Annotated in this window: 16 protein-coding genes; 4 read left to right on the forward strand and 12 right to left on the reverse strand. The window is 74.9% G+C overall.

The genetic code is table 11. The features are described 5' to 3' along the window. Positions 1-502: 502 nt before the first annotated feature. Positions 503-1,885, forward strand: a complete 1,383-nt coding sequence (locus D3P35_RS20225) for a phosphomannomutase (RefSeq protein ID WP_118137250.1) — start codon at positions 503-505, stop codon at positions 1,883-1,885. A gap of 490 nt (positions 1,886-2,375) precedes the next feature. On the opposite strand, the gene D3P35_RS20230 is transcribed toward D3P35_RS20225, so the two are convergent. After that, positions 2,376-2,921, reverse strand: coding sequence for a DUF3291 domain-containing protein (locus tag D3P35_RS20230; protein ID WP_118137252.1), 546 nt, complete (start codon positions 2,919-2,921; stop codon positions 2,376-2,378). Positions 2,922-3,524: 603 nt separating this feature from the next. After that, a complete protein-coding gene (locus D3P35_RS20235) occupies positions 3,525-4,841 on the reverse strand; it encodes a UDP-glucose/GDP-mannose dehydrogenase family protein (protein WP_118137388.1) in 1,317 nt (438 codons plus the stop codon). A gap of 389 nt (positions 4,842-5,230) precedes the next feature. On the opposite strand from D3P35_RS20235, the gene D3P35_RS20240 reads away from it, so the two are divergent. Both D3P35_RS20240 and D3P35_RS20245 read left to right on the forward strand, forming a co-directional pair. Beyond that, entirely contained in the window at positions 5,231-8,872 is a 3,642-nt protein-coding gene (locus tag D3P35_RS20240) for a hypothetical protein (protein ID WP_157982238.1), read from the forward strand. 368 nt (positions 8,873-9,240) lie between these two features. Then, positions 9,241-10,188: a helix-turn-helix domain-containing protein gene (locus tag D3P35_RS20245; RefSeq protein WP_118137256.1), complete on the forward strand. Its 948-nt coding sequence runs from the start codon at positions 9,241-9,243 to the stop codon at positions 10,186-10,188. A gap of 76 nt (positions 10,189-10,264) precedes the next feature. Here D3P35_RS20245 and D3P35_RS20250 read toward each other — a convergent pair whose 3' ends face one another. From D3P35_RS20250 to D3P35_RS20295, 10 genes are all read right to left on the reverse strand, one after another. Further along, positions 10,265-10,525 (reverse strand): hypothetical protein, encoded by a 261-nt coding sequence (locus D3P35_RS20250; protein ID WP_118137258.1) that lies wholly within the window; start codon positions 10,523-10,525, stop codon positions 10,265-10,267. A gap of 62 nt (positions 10,526-10,587) precedes the next feature. Continuing rightward, positions 10,588-11,022 carry a hypothetical protein gene (locus tag D3P35_RS20255; protein WP_118137260.1) on the reverse strand — a complete coding sequence of 145 codons (435 nt, stop codon included), beginning with the start codon at positions 11,020-11,022 and terminating at the stop codon, positions 10,588-10,590. Positions 11,023-11,025: 3 nt separating this feature from the next. Beyond that, the gene (locus D3P35_RS20260; RefSeq protein ID WP_118137262.1) at positions 11,026-12,117 is read right to left on the reverse strand and encodes a flagellar biosynthesis protein FlhB; all 1,092 of its coding nucleotides are present in this window, start codon (positions 12,115-12,117) and stop codon (positions 11,026-11,028) included. Next, on the reverse strand, positions 12,114-12,944 hold the full coding sequence (locus tag D3P35_RS20265; protein WP_118137264.1) for a flagellar biosynthetic protein FliR: 831 nt from the start codon (positions 12,942-12,944) through the stop codon (positions 12,114-12,116). The genes D3P35_RS20260 and D3P35_RS20265 overlap by 4 nt, the downstream gene beginning before the upstream one ends. Before the next feature lie 127 nt (positions 12,945-13,071). Then, positions 13,072-15,162 carry a flagellar biosynthesis protein FlhA gene (gene flhA / locus D3P35_RS20270; protein ID WP_232830576.1) on the reverse strand — a complete coding sequence of 697 codons (2,091 nt, stop codon included), beginning with the start codon at positions 15,160-15,162 and terminating at the stop codon, positions 13,072-13,074. A gap of 12 nt (positions 15,163-15,174) precedes the next feature. Further along, positions 15,175-15,930 carry a lytic transglycosylase domain-containing protein gene (locus D3P35_RS20275; RefSeq protein ID WP_157982239.1) on the reverse strand — a complete coding sequence of 252 codons (756 nt, stop codon included), beginning with the start codon at positions 15,928-15,930 and terminating at the stop codon, positions 15,175-15,177. A gap of 70 nt (positions 15,931-16,000) precedes the next feature. Beyond that, positions 16,001-16,267, reverse strand: coding sequence for a flagellar biosynthetic protein FliQ (locus tag D3P35_RS20280; protein WP_118137268.1), 267 nt, complete (start codon positions 16,265-16,267; stop codon positions 16,001-16,003). Positions 16,268-16,437: 170 nt separating this feature from the next. Beyond that, positions 16,438-16,734 (reverse strand): flagellar hook-basal body complex protein FliE, encoded by a 297-nt coding sequence (locus D3P35_RS20285; RefSeq protein ID WP_118137270.1) that lies wholly within the window; start codon positions 16,732-16,734, stop codon positions 16,438-16,440. 34 nt (positions 16,735-16,768) lie between these two features. Further along, complete coding sequence (gene flgC / locus D3P35_RS20290; RefSeq protein ID WP_118137272.1) at positions 16,769-17,158, reverse strand: flagellar basal body rod protein FlgC; 390 nt, start codon at positions 17,156-17,158, stop codon at positions 16,769-16,771. 11 nt (positions 17,159-17,169) lie between these two features. After that, positions 17,170-17,571 carry a FlgB family protein gene (locus D3P35_RS20295; protein ID WP_118137274.1) on the reverse strand — a complete coding sequence of 134 codons (402 nt, stop codon included), beginning with the start codon at positions 17,569-17,571 and terminating at the stop codon, positions 17,170-17,172. Between the two features lie 106 nt (positions 17,572-17,677). Between D3P35_RS20295 and D3P35_RS20300 the strand changes: the two genes are divergently transcribed. Then, positions 17,678-19,027, forward strand: a complete 1,350-nt coding sequence (locus D3P35_RS20300) for a FliI/YscN family ATPase (protein ID WP_118137276.1) — start codon at positions 17,678-17,680, stop codon at positions 19,025-19,027. The last annotated feature ends 24 nt before the right edge of the window (positions 19,028-19,051 follow it).

Here is a 19,051-nt window from a genome sequence, read left to right on the forward strand (position 1 = left end):
GGGGGCGTGCCGCGCGGTGGCTGCGCGGGGGCCGCGCGGTGGCTGCGCGGGGGCCGCGCGGGGGCGTGCCGGGCCCGCGGGGCTCGTGCCGGGGAAGGGTGACGGGCGCGGCAGGAGAGATCCGCTGCCGCATCGGTCCCCCCGGGAGCAGGGGGCCGGGGACGCAGGGCAGGGCGATCCTTCCGGGGGGCAGTGCCGGGGGCGGGCCGGTGGCGCTGCGCGGGGAGGCGGTGGCGGGGAGGGGCGCGCCCCCCGGGCGGCTCCGGACGCCCGGGGGGAAAGATGGCGGGCGGGCGCGGGACAAGGCGCTTGATGTGGCCGGGCTTTGCGCCGAGACTTGGGGCTGCGGTCCGCGGGCGCGCCTGCGGGTGCGCGGGAATTTCCCCCGCCGGTCCCGGGCCGCGACGACCCCGCCCGCCGGGGCGGCCGCCCGGGAGCGGCCGGCGCGGGGGGCGGGCAGACGGCCCTTTTCATCATGCTTTCCCGCTACAAGGACATTGCCATGCCCGCGTCAGACCTCACCCGCCCCGCCGCCCCGCTCACCTGCTTCAAGGCCTACGACATCCGTGGCCGGCTGGGGATCGACCTCGACGAGGCGATCGCCCGGCGCATCGGCCTCGCCTTCGCCCGGGTGATGCTGCCCGGCACGGTGGTGGTCGGCGGCGACTGCCGGGCCTCGAGCACCGCGCTGAAGGCCGCCCTCGCCGAGGGGCTGCGCGACGGCGGCGCCGACGTGATCGACCTCGGGCTCTGCGGCACCGAGGAGATCTACTTCGCCACCGCGCACCTGCGCTGCGGCGGCGGCATCGAGGTGACCGCCTCGCACAACCCGATCGACTACAACGGCATGAAGCTGGTCGCCGCGGGCGCCCGCCCGCTCGACCCCGCGGCCGAGCTCGGCGCCATCCGCACCCTGGCCGAGGCCGGGCCCGCCCCCGCCCCGGTGCGCGGCAGCTACCGCGAGGCCGACACCCGCGCGGCCTATGTGGAGAAGGTGCTCTCCTTCGTCGATCTCTCCGCGCTGAAGCCGCTGAAGATCCTGGTGAATGCCGGCAACGGCACCGCGGGCCCCGCCTTCGACGCCATCGAGGAAGCCCTCGCCGCCGCCGGCGCGCCGCTCAGCTTCGTGAAGCTCCACCACACTCCCGACGGCAGCTTTCCCAACGGCATCCCCAACCCGCTCCTGCCCGAGAACCAGCCGGTGACCGCGGAGGCCGTGCGCGCGCATGGCGCCGATTTCGGCGTGGCCTGGGACGGGGATTTCGACCGCTGCTTCCTGTTCGACGAGACCGGCGCCTTCATCGACGGCTACTACATCGTCGGGCTGCTGGCGCAGCAGGCGCTCACCCTCGTGCCCGGGGCGACCATCATCCACGACCCGCGCATGACCTGGAACACGCTCGACATCGTGGCCGCGGCCGGCGGGCGGGCGGTGCAGTCCAACACCGGGCACGCGCTCGTCAAGGCGGCGATGCGCCGGGAGGGGGCGGTCTACGGCGGCGAGATGAGCGCGCATCACTATTTCGCCGGCTTCATGAACTGCGACAGCGGCATGATCCCCTGGCTGATGATCGCCGAGCTGGTCTCGCGCGCCGGGCGGCCGCTCTCGGCCCTGGTCTCGGAGCGGCTGGCGCGCTTCCCCGGCTCGGGCGAGCGCAACTTCACCATCGCCGACCCCGAGGCGGCGCTGGCGCGCGCCCATGCCGAATACGCCGGGGCGGCGCTGGCGGTGGACTGGTCGGACGGGCTGAGCATGGAATTCGCCGACTGGCGCTTCAACCTGCGCCGCTCGCAGACCGAGCCGCTGGTGCGCCTCAACCTCGAGACCCGCGGCGACGCCGCCCGGGTGGAGCCGCTGGTGGAAGGGATCGTGGCGCTGCTCTGAGGGCGGCGCGACCCTGGCCGGCCAGGCCGCCGCCATGGCTTCAGCGCGGAATGGGGACCTGCGGGGCCCGCCCGGGCGGGGGTGCCCGGCGCGCCTCGGCCGGAGCCGGGACATACCGTGTGGGGCCGCGCCGGAAGCGCGAGGCGCGGGGGCGCCCGGGCGGGCCGGGGCTCCATCTGTCCGTCACGGCGGTGGTGACGGGGCCATGGTGTCCGGGCTGGGGCCGGGAAGGGATTGGCGGAGGACCGGCCCCGTCGCACCCGGCGGGGATCTTCCCCCCGGGGGCACCGAGCCCCGTCGAAGAAGAGCCGTCGGGGAAGGGCCGGGAGGACCGGCCCCGTTGCTCCCGGCGGGGATCTTCCCCTCGGGGGCATCGAGCCCCGTCGGGGAAGGGCCGGGGGGGCCGGCCTGCACGTCGCCGTGGCGCAAGGGCCGGGCGTGCAGGGTACGGGTACAAGGCAGGGGCACGAGGCAGGGCGCGCGCGGGCGGTCAGAGCCCGGCGAGCCGGGTCTCGTTGGCCCGGGCATGGCGGGCGAGGAGGGCGGTGTCCTGACCGCAGGGGGCACCGGCGGCATCGAAGAGCGGCCGGCCGCCGAAGGCGCCGGGGCCCGGTCCGTGGTCGGCCAGCTGCTCGAGCCGGGCCACGCCCTCCGCCCAGTCCGGCACATGGCCCCCCGCCACCCACCAGAACACGAAGGGCGGCCAGGCGGGGGTCTCGAACCACTCCCGGCCGCGGGCCATCGCCTCGCGGTGGATCGCGGCGCGGTAGGTGAAGGCCAGGGCCGCCTCCGGGCTCTCCCAGAGCGACAGCGTGGCCGGCGACCAGCCGTCGCCCCGCTCGGTGTAGAAGCGCGGCCAGACCTGCGGGCCCCAGCTCGACGGCCCCGGCTCCCCGGCATAGCCCGAGCGGCCGAGAAAGCCCGAGGCCGCCTCCGCGGCGCGGAAGTTGCGGTCGTTGCGGGCGTGGAACCCGTCGTTCTCCGGCGCCGCGGAGGGGCGGGAGAACATCCCGAACGTGTAGAGGGCAACCGGCATCCGCCTGCTCCTGTGTCGAATTCCTGTCCCGGAAGGCCGGGAGCCTGTGCCCCCGGCCCGGGCCCGGGCCGGGCAGGAGCGCCCGGGCATCGCCGCCCTGCGGCGTGCCGCCCGCCAGCCCGCCCGCCCGTGCAGGCCGCCCGTGCAGGCTGATCGTGCAGGCCTGCCGCGTAGTGCCGGGGGCGCTGGCCCTGCCGCCCCCCCCGATGGGCCCCGTGAGCCCCCGCGGCGCCGCTGTGCCCGCGGAAGGCAGCACCGTGCCTGCCCTGGCCGGGCCGCGCGGGACCCTGCCCGGGGGCTGCGCCTCGCTGCCGGGTGCGGGTGCGCGCCGGCTGAGCCCCGGGGCGGCCCCCGTGCGCGCCATCGGCCCGGCGCACCGGGCGGGGCTGCGGCCCGCGACAGCGGGCTCGTTCCCCGAGCGGGGGCTCGATGCCCCCCGAGGGGAAGCCGCCCCGCGCTTCGGCCGGGGCGGGGCGCCTCGGCCGAAGCGCCGCAAGGGCGCCGAGCGGCAGCGGATCGCGCGGGCGGGCGTCCGGGGGCTCCCGCCGCAATCCCTCTCGCCTGGCGGGGAAAGGGGACCCCGCGCAACGCCCCCCGGGGGCCTCAGCCCCCCACGGGCGCCCGGCCCACCGAGACATAGGCGAGCCCGGCGCGGGCGGCCTCCTCGGGGGAATAGATGTTGCGCAGGTCCGCCAGCCGCGGCTCGGCCATCGCACCGGCCAGCCGCGCGAGGTCGAGGGCGCGGAACTCGTTCCACTCGGTGAGGATGACCGCGGCCACCGCGCCCGAAGCCGCCTCGTAGGGGTCCTCCATCCAGGTGACGCCGGGCAGGAGCGCCTCGCCCTCCTTGCGCCCCTCGGGGTCGACCACCCGCACCACGGCGCCCGCGCCCACCAGCGCCGGCACGATGGTGAGCGAGGGGCTGTCGCGCATGTCGTCGGTGTTGGGCTTGAAGGTCACGCCGAACACCGCGATCACCTTGTTCGCCACCCGGCCGCCGCAGAGCTCGAGGATCTTGTCGACCATCGCCCGCTTGCGCGCCTCGTTCACCGCGATCACCGTCTCGACGATCTCCATCGGCGCGGCATGGTCCTGGCCGATGCGCGCCAGCGCCTTGGTGTCCTTGGGAAAGCACGAGCCGCCGTAGCCCGGCCCGGCATGCAGGAACTTGTTGCCGATCCGCCCGTCGAGCCCCATGCCCTTGGAAACCGCCTTCACATCGGCGCCCACCTTCTCGCACAGCGCCGCGATCTCGTTGATGAAGGTGATCTTGGTGGCGAGGAAGGCATTGGCGGCGTACTTGATCATCTCCGCGCTCTCGAGCCCGGTGTAGACCATCGGCGCCTCACGCAGGTAGAGCGGCCGGTAGAGCGCGCCCATCACCTCGCGGGCCCGCTCGCTCTCCACCCCGACCACCACCCGGTCGGGGCGCATGAAATCGTCGATCGCCGCCCCCTCGCGCAGGAACTCGGGGTTGGAGGCCACGTCGAACTCCGCCTCCGGGTTCGCCTCGGCGATGATGCGCGCCACCTCGCGGTTGGTGCCCACCGGCACGGTCGATTTCGTCACCACCACCGTGTAGCCCTTCAGCGCCGCGGCCACCTCGCGCGCGGCGGCGTAGACGTAAGTGAGGTCGGCATGGCCGTCGCCGCGGCGGGTGGGGGTGCCGACCGCGATGAACACCGCGTCGGCCGCGGCCACCGCGGAGGCGAGATCGCCGGTGAAGCTCAGCCGCCCGGCGGCGACGTTCTTGGCCAGCAGCGCCTCCAGCCCCGGCTCGAAGATCGGCACCTCGCCGCGGGTGAGCTGCGCGATCTTGTCGGCATTCGTGTCCACGCAGGTCACGTCATGGCCGAAATCCGAGAAACACACACCCGAGACCAGGCCCACATAGCCGGTACCGATCATTGCCACGCGCATGGCGGTCATCCTTGTCCTGGGGAGCCCGCGGCGCGGGGCTCCGGCCCGTCCCCGGGGCCCGCAGGCCACTGATGCGCCGGGAACATCGGCTGCCTGTTTATCCGCTTCGCGGCATGAACGGAACCCGTGCGCGGGCGGGGCTGCCCGGGGCTGCGGGGGGCGCAGCGGGGCCGGGTCGAGGTTAATGGATCGTCAGCAATTGCTTGCTAGCGTCCCTCCCGGCGGCGCCCCCGGAAGGTTTCGGGGAGAGACCGCATTTCGAGTCGGCCCTGCCCGGCTCCGAGGGCAGAACGCCCCGAGGCCCGCGGGCCACGGCGGCCGCACGGCTCCCGGAGGCGGCCGGGCCCGGGCCCCGGGCGCCGGTCCCGGCCCCCAGAGCGGAGCGGAGCATGGACGGAAGCGGATCTCCCGAAGACATGACCGGGGACATGAGCGGCGACATGGCCGAGCGACTGGCCCGCGCCGGCCTCATCACCCATCGCATCGAGCTGGACCCGGAGGCGCTGGCCGCCCCGGAGGATCCCGGCCTCGAGACCGCCCTGCTGGAGGCGATCTGCGAACGCGTCTCGGGCCAGGTGTTCCGGCTGGGCGCCTTCTCCTACGGCGTGCAGGTCGAGGGGGGGGAGGAGCCCGGCGCGGAGGAAACCCTCGCCGCCGGGCTGGCCGGGGCGCTCGGCCTCTCCACGGGGTTCGGCGTCGTGCGGGTGGAACCGCTCGCGCCCGCGGGGGGGCCGCTCCCGTCGCTCTCCTCGCTCGACGACCAGGCGCTGATCCTCGTCGGCGCCCTGCAGGACGCGGCGCGCAGTGCCGCCGGCCCGGGCGTGCGCTCGGTGCTCGACGCGGGCTATGCCATCGCCGCGGCCCGGCTCACCGCCGGGCGCATCACCGAGCTGGTCGATGCCGCGCTCTCCGGCGTGGCCGAGCGGGTGCGCGCCATCATCCCCGCCCCGGTCGCCGTGCCCGCCTCGGAGGACGGGGCGCGGATGGTCGAGCGGCTGGAGGCGATCGAGGCCCGGATCGGCGAGACCGACCCGCAGGCGCTCTCCGCCCTCGCCGAGGCGCTCTCCGGGCTCGACCCGCGGCTCGCCGCCCTGCAGGAGGCGGTCTCCGCCCCCGACCCGGAGGAGCTCGCCACCGCCCTTGCCGCCGCGCTCTCCGCCCGGTTCCCCGCCCCCGAGGCGGAGCCGGAAGAGACCGGCGAAGAGGCCGGCCGGCTCGCCGAAGCCCTCGCGCCGCTGCTTCCCGGCCCGGACCCGGAGGCCCTCTCCGAGGCGCTCGGTGCCCGGCTGGACGCGGCGCTCGCCGCCCTTCCCGAACCCGCCTCCCCGGAGGCCCTCGCGGAAGCCCTCACTGCGCTGCTGACGCCTGCGATCACCGAAGCGCTGCCGCGGGGCCCCGACGCCGAGATCCTCTCCGAGGCGCTCGCTGCCCGGCTGGACGCGGCGCTCGCCGCCCTGCCGGCCCCTGCCGAGCCCGTCTCCCCGGAGGCCCTGGCGGAAGCCCTCACCGCGCTGCTGACGCCTGCGATCACCGAAGCGCTGCCGCAGGGCCCCGACGCCGAGGCCCTGTCCGAGGCGCTCGGTGCCCGGCTGGACGCGGCGCTCGCCGCCCTTCCCGAACCCGCCTCCCCGGAGGCCCTGGCGGAAGCCCTCACGGCGCTGCTGACGCCTGCGATCACCGAAGCCCTGCCGCGGGGCCCTGACGCCGAGGCCCTCTCCGAGGCGCTCGCCACCCGGCTGGACGCGGCGCTCGCCGCCCTTCCCGAACCCGCCTCCCCGGAGGCCCTGGCGGAAGCCCTCACGGCGCTGCTGACGCCTGCGATCACCGAAGCCCTGCCGCGGGGCCCTGACGCCGAGGCCCTCTCCGAGGCGCTCGCCACCCGGCTGGACGCGGCGCTCGCCGCCCTTCCCGAACCCGCCTCCCCGGAGGCCCTGGCGGAAGCCCTCACGGCGCTGCTGACGCCTGCGATCACCGAAGCCCTGCCGCAGGCCCCCGACGCCGAGGCCCTGTCCGAGGCGCTCGCCGCCCGGCTGGACGCGGCGCTCGCCGCCCTGCCGGCCCCTAGCGAGCCCGCCTCCCCGGAGGCCGTGGCGGAGGCGGTTGCGGCCGTGCTGCCGGCCGCCCCGTCTGCCGAGGCCTTCAGCGCGGAACTCGCACCCCGGCTCGCCGCCACCCTGGCCCCGGCGCTGGCCGCCGCCCTGCCGCCCGGGCCGGATACGCAGGCGCTCTCGGATGCGCTGTCCGACGCCCTGGGCACCCGGCTGGACGCGGCCTTCGCCGCCCGTCCCGCCCCGCCCGAGCCCGATGAGCAGGCCCGCAGCCTCGCCGAGGCGCTGTCGGGAAGCTTCACCGCCCGGCTCGCCGCCGATCTCGCCCCCATGCTCGCTGCCGCCCTGCCGCCGCCGCCCTTCGAGGCGCTGGACCGCCGGCTGGAGGCGATCGAGGCCCGGCTCGCCGCCCTCGCCCCCTCCGGCCAGGAGGAGGCCGGGCGCCTCGCCGCCGGGCTGCGCGACACCCAGCGCCGGCTCGACACCCATGCCGCCGATCTGGAGGAGGCCCTCTCCCGCCTGCTCGCCCGCGAGGAGGAGCGCCAGGGCCGCACCGTCGATCTCGACGAGCGGCTGGGGGTGATCGAACACGCGCTGATGCGCTTCGGCGATGCCGCGCTCTCGCGCCGTGCCGACCCGCCCCTGGGCGAGAAGGCCATGGCCCGGCATGTGGAGATCGTGCAGGCGCGCCTCGCCGATCTCGCCGGCAGGGTGGAGGCGATCGCCGCCCGCCCGCAGCCCGAGGCGCCGGACATCGAGGGGCTGAAACAGGCGCTCGAGGCCGGTTTCGAGGCGGGGTTCGGCCGGCTCGACGGCACGATGGCCGCCCTTCCCGCGCCCGAGCCGGTGGACCTCGCCCCGCTCGAGGCCCGGCTCGCGGCGCTTTCCGACCAGCTCTCCGGGGCGCTCGGCGGGCTCGCGCCCGGGGTCGCGGCCGAGCTTGCCGCCCCGCTCGAGGCACTGGGGCGCGAGCTCTCCACCCTCGCGCACTCCCTGCCGCAACCGGAGGACCCGGAAGCCCTGCGCAGCGCCCTCGCCGAGGAGATCCGCGCCGGCCAGGCCGCCGCCGAGGCCCGGATGGAGCCGCTTGCCGCCCGGATCATGGCCCTGCCCGAAACCGCCGATGCCGCGCTGGAGCCGCTCACCCGCCGGCTCGACCGCATGCACAAGACCCTGCAGAGCCTCTCCACCCGTGCTGCCGTCGTGGGCCAGAGCATCGGCCCCGAACGCGCCCGGCTGCAGGGCATCGTGCTCTCGCTCCAGGCCGTGGCCGAGCACCTGCAGGGCGGCGGCGAGGGCGGCAGCGCGCCCGCGCCCGATTTCTCCGCCCTTGAGGCGGCGATCGCCCGGCTCGACACCCGGCTGGAGGGGCTGGCCGAAACCCTCGCCTCCGGCACGGCCGGGGCGGAGCCGGAGGCCCTCGCCGAGGCGCTCGCCCGACTCGAGACCCGGCTCGACGGGCTGGCGGGCGAACTCGCCCCCCCGCCCCCCGGCGAGGAGGGGGACAGCGCTCAGGCAGCGCTCGCCCGGCTCGAGGCCCGGCTCGACACGCTGGCCGAAAGCCTGGCCGCCGCCGCCCCCGGCGGGACGCCCGGCGCCGAGGCGCTGGCCGCGGCTCTCGGCCCGGTCCTGGCCCCCGTTCTGGCTCCGGTCCTGGCCGAAGCGCTCGGGCCCGCGGGCGAGGCGCCCTCCGCCGCGCAGGACATCGCCCGCATGGAGACCCGTGTCTTCGGCGAGATCGGCAACCTGCGCCTGATGCTGGGCGGCATGCGCACCACGCTCAACGAGCTCGGCCGCACCACCGCCCCGGAGCCCGACCCGGAGCTGCGCGCCCGGCTCGACCATATCTCCTTCATCCTCTCGGAGTATCTCTCGCGCCTGCAGCCGGGCGGCGAGGGCCTGTCACGCCGCCCGGCCGCCGAGGCCCCGGCGCGTGATCCCGAACCGGTCGGAGCCCCGGCCGACAGCCCGGACGAGGCCTGACCACCGGCCCACCTTCCCCCTGTCCGACCCGGCCCGGGCGCATGCGCTGCGCCCGGGCCGGCACGCATGTGCGCCCCCGGGGCGGCAGCGGCCGGTGCCGCATGATGCGACTGCGCCCGGCGCGGAGCATGAATGCATTCCGGGCCGCGGGCGTGTATCGGTTCGGGGAGAGCACGCGGGCAGGCGGGCGGGGAGAAAGCGGGCACACCCTTTCCGGGTGAGAAAGAGCTACGCCCGTGCCGGACGAGAAAAGGTACACCCGTTCCGGAAGGGAAAAAGTCACACCCGTGCCGGACGAGAAAAGGTACACCCGTTCCGGGTGAGAAAAAGTGACACCCGTTCCGGGTGATGCGGGAGAGCGGCGCCGGATGAACGATCGGGATGCAGACCTGGCCGACCCGGCCCCCTGGGCGGCGGCGGAGCGGCAGATGCCGCGGCGGCTGGCCCGGGTGGCGGCGCTTCTGGCGCGGCTCGACGAGCGGCTGGGTGGCGCCGGGGCCATGCCGGCGCGGCTGGCAGAGGAGGAGGCCGTGGCTCTCGCGCGCGCCGATGGCGCGCGGCTGGCGCTGGAGGCCTTCCTGCTCTGGCGGCACGGGGCGCCGGCGGGCGGCACGGCCCCGGGGGCGCTGCTCGCGGCCGGCTGGGCGGCGCGCCGGCTCACCGGGGCCGCGCCGGAGATCGGGGCGGGGGCGGCCGGGCTGCGCCGCTTCCTCGGCCATGACGGCAGCGAGACCGACCTCGCCCTGCGCCCGCTCCTGCGCCGCCCCACCGGGGCGGACTGGGATGCCGAGGCCGAGGCCTGGTCGCAGGAGATGGCCGGGCTTGCCGCCCTGCACCCGCTCACCCGCGGCGCCGCGGCGCTGGCGCTGTGGCACGGGCACGGGCTGGGGGGCGCCGGGGCGGTGCTGGAGGGCACCGTGCTCGCCGCCCGGATCGCCGCGGCCGACCAGGCCCGGGCCCGGTTCCTGCCGCTGGGCGATGCGCCGCGCGCCGCCGGACCGGGGCCGGAGGCCCGGCTCGCCGCCTTTCTCGAGCGCGCGGAGGCCCGGCTGGAGCCGGTGCTGGCCGGGCTGGCGCGCCGGGCCGACTGGGCCGGCCTCGCCCGGACCCGGGCCGCGGCGCTGCCGGGGCGGCTGCCGCTGGCCGCGGCCGAGCTCATCGCCGCGGAGCATCTCGTCTCCGCCAACCTGCTGCGCGACCGCCTGGGCGTGAGCCAGCAGGCCGCGAATGCCGTGCTGCGCCGTTTCGAGGAACTGGGGCTGGTGCGCGAGATGTCGGGCCAGAAACGCTACCGGCTCTGGCAGATACGCGCCTGACCCCCCGGGCTGTCGGTGCCGTGGTGACGGGTATCGGGTGAGCGGGATCCGGTGAAGAGGCCGCGGCGACCGGGCTTCAGGCGTCGGGGCCGCGGGCCGGCTCGGGCCGGGCGGACCAGCCGCGGGCCGGGCGCGGCGCGCCGGCCTCCTCCGCCTCGCGGCGCGGCGGGCAGATGTCGGGGAAGACCATCGGCAGCAGGAAGACGAACCCCGCCCCCGAGAGCCAGAACACCAGCCCCGCGGCCAGCGCCGGCAGCCCGATCCACCAGCAGGCGAGGGCCAGGATGGCACCGCTGCCATAGGCGCTCAGCAACAGGCGGAAGGGGAACGCGTTCATCTGGGCCACTCCAGGAAACCGGACATGTACGACAACCTTAGGATGCACATCCTAACGCACTATTAATCTAATAGCCCGAGCATTTTCCCGCCCCGGCCGGCCATGAGCATGGAAAGGGCGCGTTCTTCGGCCCGCTCGCGGCGGCGCCGCTCCCCGGCTTCTGCGCGTTTCGCGAGCATCGCCACCGCCCGGCAGCGGGCGAAGGCCTCCGCCGCATCGGCGCGGCGGGCCGCGGCCTCGCGGCGGGCGGCGGCGATCCGGGCCTCGAGCCGGGTGGTCTCCTGCCCGTGCCAGACCAGCCAGGCCTCCAGCACCTTCGGGTCGGTGTCCGGTGCGCGCAGTGCGGGGGCGCGGCGGGCGAGATGGGTCGCGAGGGCCGCCTCGGCGGCCTGCTGCGCGGCGGTGGCCGCACCCAGCCGGGCGCGGCGGTTGGCGAAGGCGCGGTCGGCGAGATCGGTGAGCCGGGCGATGGAGGCGGGCGAGAGCGTGTCGGCCATGGCTCAGCTCCAGCCGGCCCGGGCCCGGGCGCGCATGGTCTCGGCAAAGCGGATCGCCGCGGCCACGGCGCGGTAGAGGTCGGGCGGCACCTCCTCGCCGATCTCCACCAGCGCGTGCAGGGCGCGGGCGGTGGGCGGGTCGGCGTGCAGCGGCACCCCGGCGGCGGCCGCCGCCTCGCGGATGGCGCGGGCGGTCTCGTCGACCCCCTTGGCCACGCATTCGGGCGCCGAGCCGGGCTTGCGCGACCATTTCAGCGCCACGGCGTAATGACTGGGGTTGGTGATCACCACATCGGCCTTCGGCACGTCGGCGAGCATCTGGTTGCGGGCGATCTCCTCGGCGCGGCGGCGGCGGGCGGCCTTCTGGTGCGGGTCGCCCTCGGCCTCCTTGGCCTCGTCGCGCATCTCCTTGAGCGACATGCGCAGGCGCCGGGCGTGGTTGAAGCGCTGCCAGAGCACGTCGAGGGCGGCGATCACCACCGCGATGGCGGTGATGGCGCCGAGCAGCCCTGTGCCCAGCCGCACCATCTCGCCCGGCAGCATGCGGGCCGGCGCGCGCATCACCCCGATGATCCGGTCGCTCTCCGAGGCGAGGTAGAGCCAGAGCACCCCGGCGATGGCACCCATCTTCACCGTGCTGCGCAGGAAATCCATGATGCCGGTGGGGCCGAACTTGTTGCCCGCGTTCGACACCGGGTCGATGCGCGAGATCTTCGGCAGCAGCTTTTCCGGCGCGAAGGCGAAGGCGCGCTGTGCGAGCAGGGCGATGAGGGCGGCGAGGGCGGGCAGGGCGAGCAGCGGCAGCAGGCCGAGCATGGCCTCGCCGATCAGCGCCCCGGCGAGCCCGGCGCCGCCGGGCCCGAGGATGCGGCCCTCGAGCTGGTCGGCCCGGTCGATGAACCGGGCGAGCGCGCCGCCCGTGGTCGCGACCGGCGCCGCTCCGGCCGCGAAGATCGCCAGCAGCAGCCCCAGGTAGGCCGCCGCCGCCGAGAGGTCGGTCGATTTCGCGACATCGCCCTGGCGGCGGGCATCGGCGAGTTTCTTCTCGGTGGGCTCGAAACTCTTCTCGCCGCCGCTGTCGTCCGCCCCGCTCATCGGGGCAGCGCCAGCGGGTCGGCCAGCACCTCGTCGAGCGCCCCGGTCCAGATGCGCAGCATCACCGGGGCGGCGAGGAACAGCAGCGCCAGCCCCGCCCCGGTGATGAAGGGCGCGCCCACGAAGGCCACCATCAGCTGCGGCATCGCCCGGTTTATCGCCCCGAGTGCCACGTTGTAGAGGAAGGAGAGCAGCACGAAGGGCCCGGCCAGCGTGACCGCGAGCGCGAAGCCGCGCGCCACGCTCGCCGTGCCCCAGGCGGCCATGTCCGCGCCATCGGGGAAGCGGCCGAAGGGCAGCATCTCGTAGGACCAGGCGATCATGATCGCCGCCTTCACGTGCAGCCCGAGCGTGACGGCCAGCGCGATGCCGGCCATCACCAGGATGTTGCCCATCGCCGGCATCGGGTCGGGGGTCACGCCTGCGCCGGCGATCTGGGAGATGGCGGTGGACTGGGCGGCGATGGAGCCCGCGAGCTGCAGCACGATGAGCATGAAGCGCAGCGCGAGCCCCAGCACCAGCCCGGCCACGCTCTCGGCCGCGAGCACGAGGAACAGCCCCGGTGCGGTGGGCGCCCAGTCCGCCCCCGGCAGCTCGGCATGCGCGGCCAGCATCGGCCAGACCGCGGCCGAGAGCGCAAGCGCCAGCGCGAGCCGGGTGCGCATCGAGATGGTCTGCTCGCCGATGCCCGGCAGCAGGGTCACCACCGCGCCCACCCGGGCGAAGACGGCGATGAAGGTGAACACCAGCGCCGGCCCGCTGTTGCCCGCGATCCCCAGCGCCGCGAGCGCCTCGGAGATCCCGGCGAGCCCCTCGAGCCCGGTCATCGCGGCGCGCCCCGGGGGGCGGGCGCGCGCGCGGGCACCGCGCGTCGTTCCCCGAAGCGGGGGCTCGATGCCCCCCGAGGGGAAGGCCCGGCCGGGCCCCCGCGCTCCGGGGTCCGGGGCGCGGCCATCACGCCACCCCCAGCAGGGCGGGTTTCACCTCCGTGCCGATCTCCTCGAAGGAGAGCACCGGGTTGCGGATGCCCTTGGCCGAGAGCACCGTGCGCAGGAAGCGCCGCCGCCGGGTGGAGGTGGCGATGGCCGGGTAGCGTCCCTCGGCCCCGGCCTTGGCGAGCTTCTCGGCCACCGAGCGGGCGAGGCGGTTGAAATCCTGCGGCGGCAGCGCGACATCGACCCCGCTCTCCGCCCCGTCGATCTGGTGGGCGAGGAAGGTCTCCTCCCACTCGGGGGCGAGCTGGATCAGCGGCAGCGCCCCGTCAGGCTCCACCAGCTCGGCCACGAGCTGGAAGCCCAGCCGGTGGCGCACGTGCTCGCAGATCGCCTCGGTGTGGTTGACCACGGTCTTGGCCTCGGCGATCGCCTCGAGGATCAGCGGCAGGTTGCGGATCGACACCCGCTCCTCCAGCAGCAGCCGCAGCACCTGCTGCAGCAGGTCCACCGGCACCCGGTCGGGGATGAACTCGTCGAGGATGCGCCGGTTCGCCTCCGCCCGCGCGGTGTCGGAGACGCGGGTGAACTCCTCGAGCAGCTTGCGCAGGGTGCGGCGGCTGAACAGCCGGCCGAAGTTGAGCTTGAGCACCTCCATCAGATGCGTGGCCACCACCTCCACCGGCGTGACCACCGAGAGCCCGTTGAGTGCCGCCTCCTCCTGGTCGGCCTCCGCGATCCAGCGCGCGGGCGCGCCGTAGACCGGCTCGGAGACATCCTCGCCCGCCGGCGCCTCGCCCATCGCCTCGTTGAGCAGCACCAGCACGAAGCCGGTCTTGAGCTGGGCGCGCGCCATCTCCACCCCCTGGATGCGGATGGCATAGGTGCCGCGCGGCAGGAGCGCGTTGTCGGTGAGGCGGATCTCCGGGATGATCAGCCCCCAGGTCTGGGCGATGTGGTTGCGCATGTTGAGGATGCGCCCGTCCAGGCCCGTCGCCTCGTCCATCACGGTGGCGACGAGGTCGGGGGCGAACTCGAGGTGGATCTCGTCGAGGTCGAGCATGTCTCCCAGCCGGCGGGCGGGGGCGGGCGCGGGGGCCTCGGCCTCGGTGCGCTCGGCGGTCTTCGCCCGCTCCTGGCGGCCGGCGGAGATCCAGGCGATGGAGCCCAGGATGGCGGAGGCGGCGACGAAGGGCAGGGTGGGCAGGCCCGGCAGCAGCCCGAAGAGCCCCAGCAGCCCGGCCACGGTGGCGAGCGCCAGCGGGTAGCGGCCGAGCTGGCCGAAGAGCGCCTTGTCCGCCGTTCCCAGCGCGCCGCCCTTCGAGAGCAGCAGGGCGGCGGCGATGGAGATGATCACCGCCGGGATCTGGGTGACGAGCCCGTCGCCCACGGTGAGGATGGCATAGGTCTCGAAGGCCTCGCCCGCCGGCATGCCGTGCACGAGGATGCCCATGGCGAGGCCCACGAGCAGGTTCAGCAGGGTGATGAGCAGCCCCGCCACCGCGTCGCCCTTCACGAATTTCGACGCGCCGTCGAGCGAGCCGAAGAAGGTGGTCTCCTCCTGCTCGGTCTTGCGCCGCTCGCGGGCCTGCTCATGGGTGATGGCGCCGGCGGCCATGTCGCTGTCGATGGCGAGCTGCTTGCCGGGCATGCCGTCGAGCGCGAAGCGCGCGCCCACCTCGGCCATGCGCCCCGCGCCCTTGGTGATCACGATGAAGTTCACGATCAGCAGCACGCCGAACACCACGAGGCCCAGCCCCACCGAGCCGCCCATGATGAACATGGCGAAGCCCTCGATCACCCCGCCCGCGGCCTGGGGCCCGTTGTGCCCCTCGCCGATGATCAGCTTGGTCGAGCTCACGTTGAGCGACAGCCGCAGCATCAGCGAGGCGAGCAGGATGGTGGGGAAGGCCGAGAAGTCGAGCGGGCGCTGGATGAACAGCGTCACGGTGAAGATCAGGATGGCGAGGGCGAAGGAGGCGGTGAGGCCGACATCGAGCACCCAGGCCGGCATCGGCAGGATCATCATCACGATGATCGCCATCAGCGCCAGCGCCAGCATCACCGTGGGCTGGGAGAGCATTGCGGGAGAGAAACCGGCGCGGGTGGCCATGGGCAGGGACCTTCAGTCGAAAAGCGGGCGGCCGCGGGTGAGCAGCCCTTCGGGCGAGGCGGTGGCGAGCAGCCCGCCGGTGGAGGCGGGCAGCACCAGCGAGACCGCCCCGGCCGTGCGCGGCAGTGCGACCATGGCGACGGTGACGGGCAGTTCGGGGGCGCGCGGCGGCAGCGGGGTGAAACCGCCCTCCTCGGGCATCGGCGGCAGGCTGGCGCGCAGCCGGGCGAAGCGCGCGCCGTAGCGGTTGGCGAATTCCGGGGTGCGGGAGTGGTAATGGCTCGCCGCCGTCTCCCAGTTGCCGCTCTCGGCGTAGAGATCGGCGAGGAAGCGGGCCGCGTAGCGGGCATTGGCCAGCGGGTCCATCATCTCGTCAAGGGAGGCGAAATGCTCGCCGTGCCAGCGGAAATTCACCTGGTAGCAGCCCATGTCGAAGCTGCGCGCGCCCTCGGCATGGCGGGCCCGGGCGTAGGCCACGGCCTCCTCCGGCCCGTCGAACCACAGGCCCTTGCCTTCCATGTTGATGGTCCAGGGCCAGGGGCGGAACTCCCCCTCCAGCTTGCGGCCGGTCTCGGTGCGGGTGATGGCGCGCAGCACGTCGAGGGGCACGCCGCTCTCCGCCGCGGCCTCACGCGCGACGATGTCGCAGATCGCCGCCGTGGCGCGGGCCCCGCCCTCGCCCGGGGGCGGGGCGGCCGCGGCCGGCAGGCCGGCGAGCAGCAGGAGCAGCAGGACGAAGGTCTGCAGCGCCCGGGCGGCCCGAAACACACCCGCCGCGAGGCGGGCCGGCCCTGTCGCGCGGGCGGGCGGGGCGGCCGCGGGAGGGCGGGCCCGCATCTCAGGACCCGACGATGGCGGGCAGCACCCGGTCGTGGAAGAAATCCACCAGCAGCCCGCTCATGAAGCCCATGGTGATCCAGTAGACCACCATCATCGCCGCGAGCTTGGGCACGAAGGTGAGGGTCATTTCCTGCACCGAGGTGAGCGCCTGGAACAGGCCGATGGCCAGGCCGATGGCCAGCGCCACGCTCAGGATGGGCAGGCAGAGCAGGAACCCGGCCCAAAGCGCCTCGCGCAGGATGTCGTAGATCTGGGTGTCGCTCATGGAAACGGCTCTCCCGCGGGGCGGTTGTGGCGGCCGCGGCGCCGGCCGGTCGGGCATCGGCCGCGGCGCGGGCGGGTCCTTCCGGCAGGCCGGTCAGGGGCCGGGAGGAAGGGCATATCAGACGGGCAGGTCAGGCAGGCATATCAGGCGGGCATGGCAGCCGGGCCGGCTCAGACGGGCATGCGCAGGATTTCCTGGTAGGCTTCCACCACCCGGTCGCGCAGGGTGACGGCGGTCTCGATGGCAAGCTCCGTGGAGGCGAGGGCCATCACCACCGATTGCGGCTCGGCCCGGCCGGCGAGCCCGGCCTGGGCCACGGCCTCGTTGCGGCGCAGGTCGTCGACGATGCCGCGGGCGATCTCGGCGAAATCCGGGCCGGCGACGGCCTCCTTCGGCTCCGCCGGGGCGGGGGGCATGCTGGTCTGGGCGCGGGAATAGAGCTGGGAGACGAGATTCTGGGGTTCCATTGCGGGCTCCGTGGGGTTGGGCGTGGGCGCGCGCTCAGGCGCGCAGCAGGTCGAGGAAGGAGGAGGCCATCTGGCGCGCCTGGTCGAACATGCGCAGGTTGGCCTCGTAGCTGCGCTGCGCCTCGCGGGCATCGGCGATCTCGACCATCAGGTCGACGTTCGAGCCCATGTAGGTGCCGTCGGACCCGGCGAGCGGGTTGGAGGGGTCGAGGATGCGGGCATGCTCCTCCTGGCCGAAGGTGATCGGGCCGGTGGTGACCACCTCGCCGCCCTCGTCGGTGGCGAGCTGCTCGAAGGTGACGATCTTGCGCGTGTAGCCGGGCGTGTCGACGTTGGCGATGTTCTCGGAGGTCACCCGCAGGCGCGTGGACTGGGCCACCATGCCATGGGCCGAGGCGATCATGCTGCCGAAGAAACTCTCCATCATCTTCCTCCTCAGCGGATCCGGCCGAGGCCGGCCCGCAGGATCTGCAGGGATTTGTGGTAGACGCCCAGGGCGAGGTCGTGCTGCAGCTGCAGCTCGGCCGAGCGCATCATCTGGTCCTCGATGGCGACGGAATTGCCGTTCGGGCTCACGGCGCCGGGGGCGGCGTCCTCCTCCAGCGCGAAGCCGGCGAGACCGTCCTTGCCGATGATGAAATGCCCCGGCCGGCTGGGCCGGGCCTCCGGGATGCCGTGCGCGGCATCGGCATAGGCATCGGCGAAGGGCAGGAGGTCGCGCGCGCGAAAGCCCGGCGTGTCGGCGTTCGCGATGTTCTCGGCGATCACGCTCTGGCGCACCGAGGCATAGGAGGCCAGACGGTCCGCAAGACGAATGATGGCGAGATCGAGGTTCATGACAGGGCTTCTCCCTTGGCGATCCCTTCCCGCTTAACCCTTCTTTCTTGATAAAAGGTTTTAGTTCCGGAGGGCCCTGAGGGGGGCGCCGCCGGAGACACCTTTCATGTTCGAGACGCTCGAAGACAGCCTGTCGCGCATCACCCCGCACCGCCGGGCGGGGTCCGTCACCTCGGTGGACACCGGCTCGCTGCAGGTGACCGGGGTGCAGGGCTTTGCCGGGCTGGGCGACCGGGTGGCGATCGACTGCGCGCCCACGGGCGAGGCGGGGGCGCCTTCGCGGGTGCCGGGCGAGATCGTGGCGCTCTCGGCGCAGGGCGCGCGGGTGATGACCTACGGGCCGACGGACGGGCTGAGCCTGGGTGCGCGGGTCTGGCTGGAGCCGGACCTGCCGGTGGCGCCGGGGCCGGGCTGGGCGGGCCGTGTGGTCGATGCCTTCGGCATGCCGCTCGACGGCCGGCCGCTGCCGCAGGGGCCGGCGCCGGTGCGCCTGCGCCGCCCGGCGCCGCCGGCCAACGACCGCCGGCTGCTGGGCCCGCGGCTGCGCACCGGGCTCGCGGCCTTCGACACCATGCTGCCGCTGGCGCGCGGCCAGCGCATCGGCATTTTCGCGGGCTCGGGGATCGGCAAGTCCTCGCTGCTCGCCGCGCTTGCGCGCGGGGTGGAGGCGGACCGGGTGGTGGTGGTGCTGATCGGCGAGCGCGGGCGCGAGCTGCGCGAGTTCATCGAGCACACGCTGGGGCCGGAGGGGATGGCCCGCGCCGTGGTGGTGGTGGCGACCTCCGACCAGTCGCCGCTGATCAAGCGCCGGGCGGCTTGGATGGGCATGGCGGTGGCCGAGGCGTTTCGCGATGCGGGCGAGCACGTGCTGCTGCTGGTCGATTCGCTCACCCGTTTTGCCGAGGCGCATCGCGAGGTGGCGCTCACCTCCGGCGAGCCGCCCAGCCTGCGCGCCTACCCGCCCTCCACCGCCGCGCTGATCGCGGGGCTGGCGGAGCGGGCGGGCCCCGGCCTCGCGCGCGCCGGGCAGGGCGACATCACCGGCGTGTTCACCGTTCTGGTCGCGGGCTCGGACATGGAGGAGCCGGTGGCCGACATCACCCGCGGCATCCTCGACGGGCATGTGATCCTCGATCGCGAGATCGCCGAGCGCGGGCGTTTCCCGGCGGTGGACATCCGCCGCTCGGTCTCGCGCGCGCTGCCGGGGGTGGCGAGCGGGCCGGAGAACGCGCTGCTCTCGCGGGCCCGGCGGCTGCTGGGCACCTACGAGCAGGCGCTGCCGATGATCCAGACCGGGCTCTACGCTCCGGGCAGCGACGCGCAGATCGACGAGGCGATCCGCCTGCACCCGGGGCTGGACGCGCTCTTCGCGCGCAGCAGCGCGTCGGTGGAGGAAAGCTTCGCCGGCCTCGCCGAGGCCCTCGGCGCCCCGGCTCCGGGCCAGAAACCGGTGTAGCCGGCGGGCCCGGGGCCGGGGCGC

Source organism: Oceanicella sp. SM1341 (assembly GCF_003448965.1).
Lineage (GTDB): Bacteria > Pseudomonadota > Alphaproteobacteria > Rhodobacterales > Rhodobacteraceae > Paroceanicella.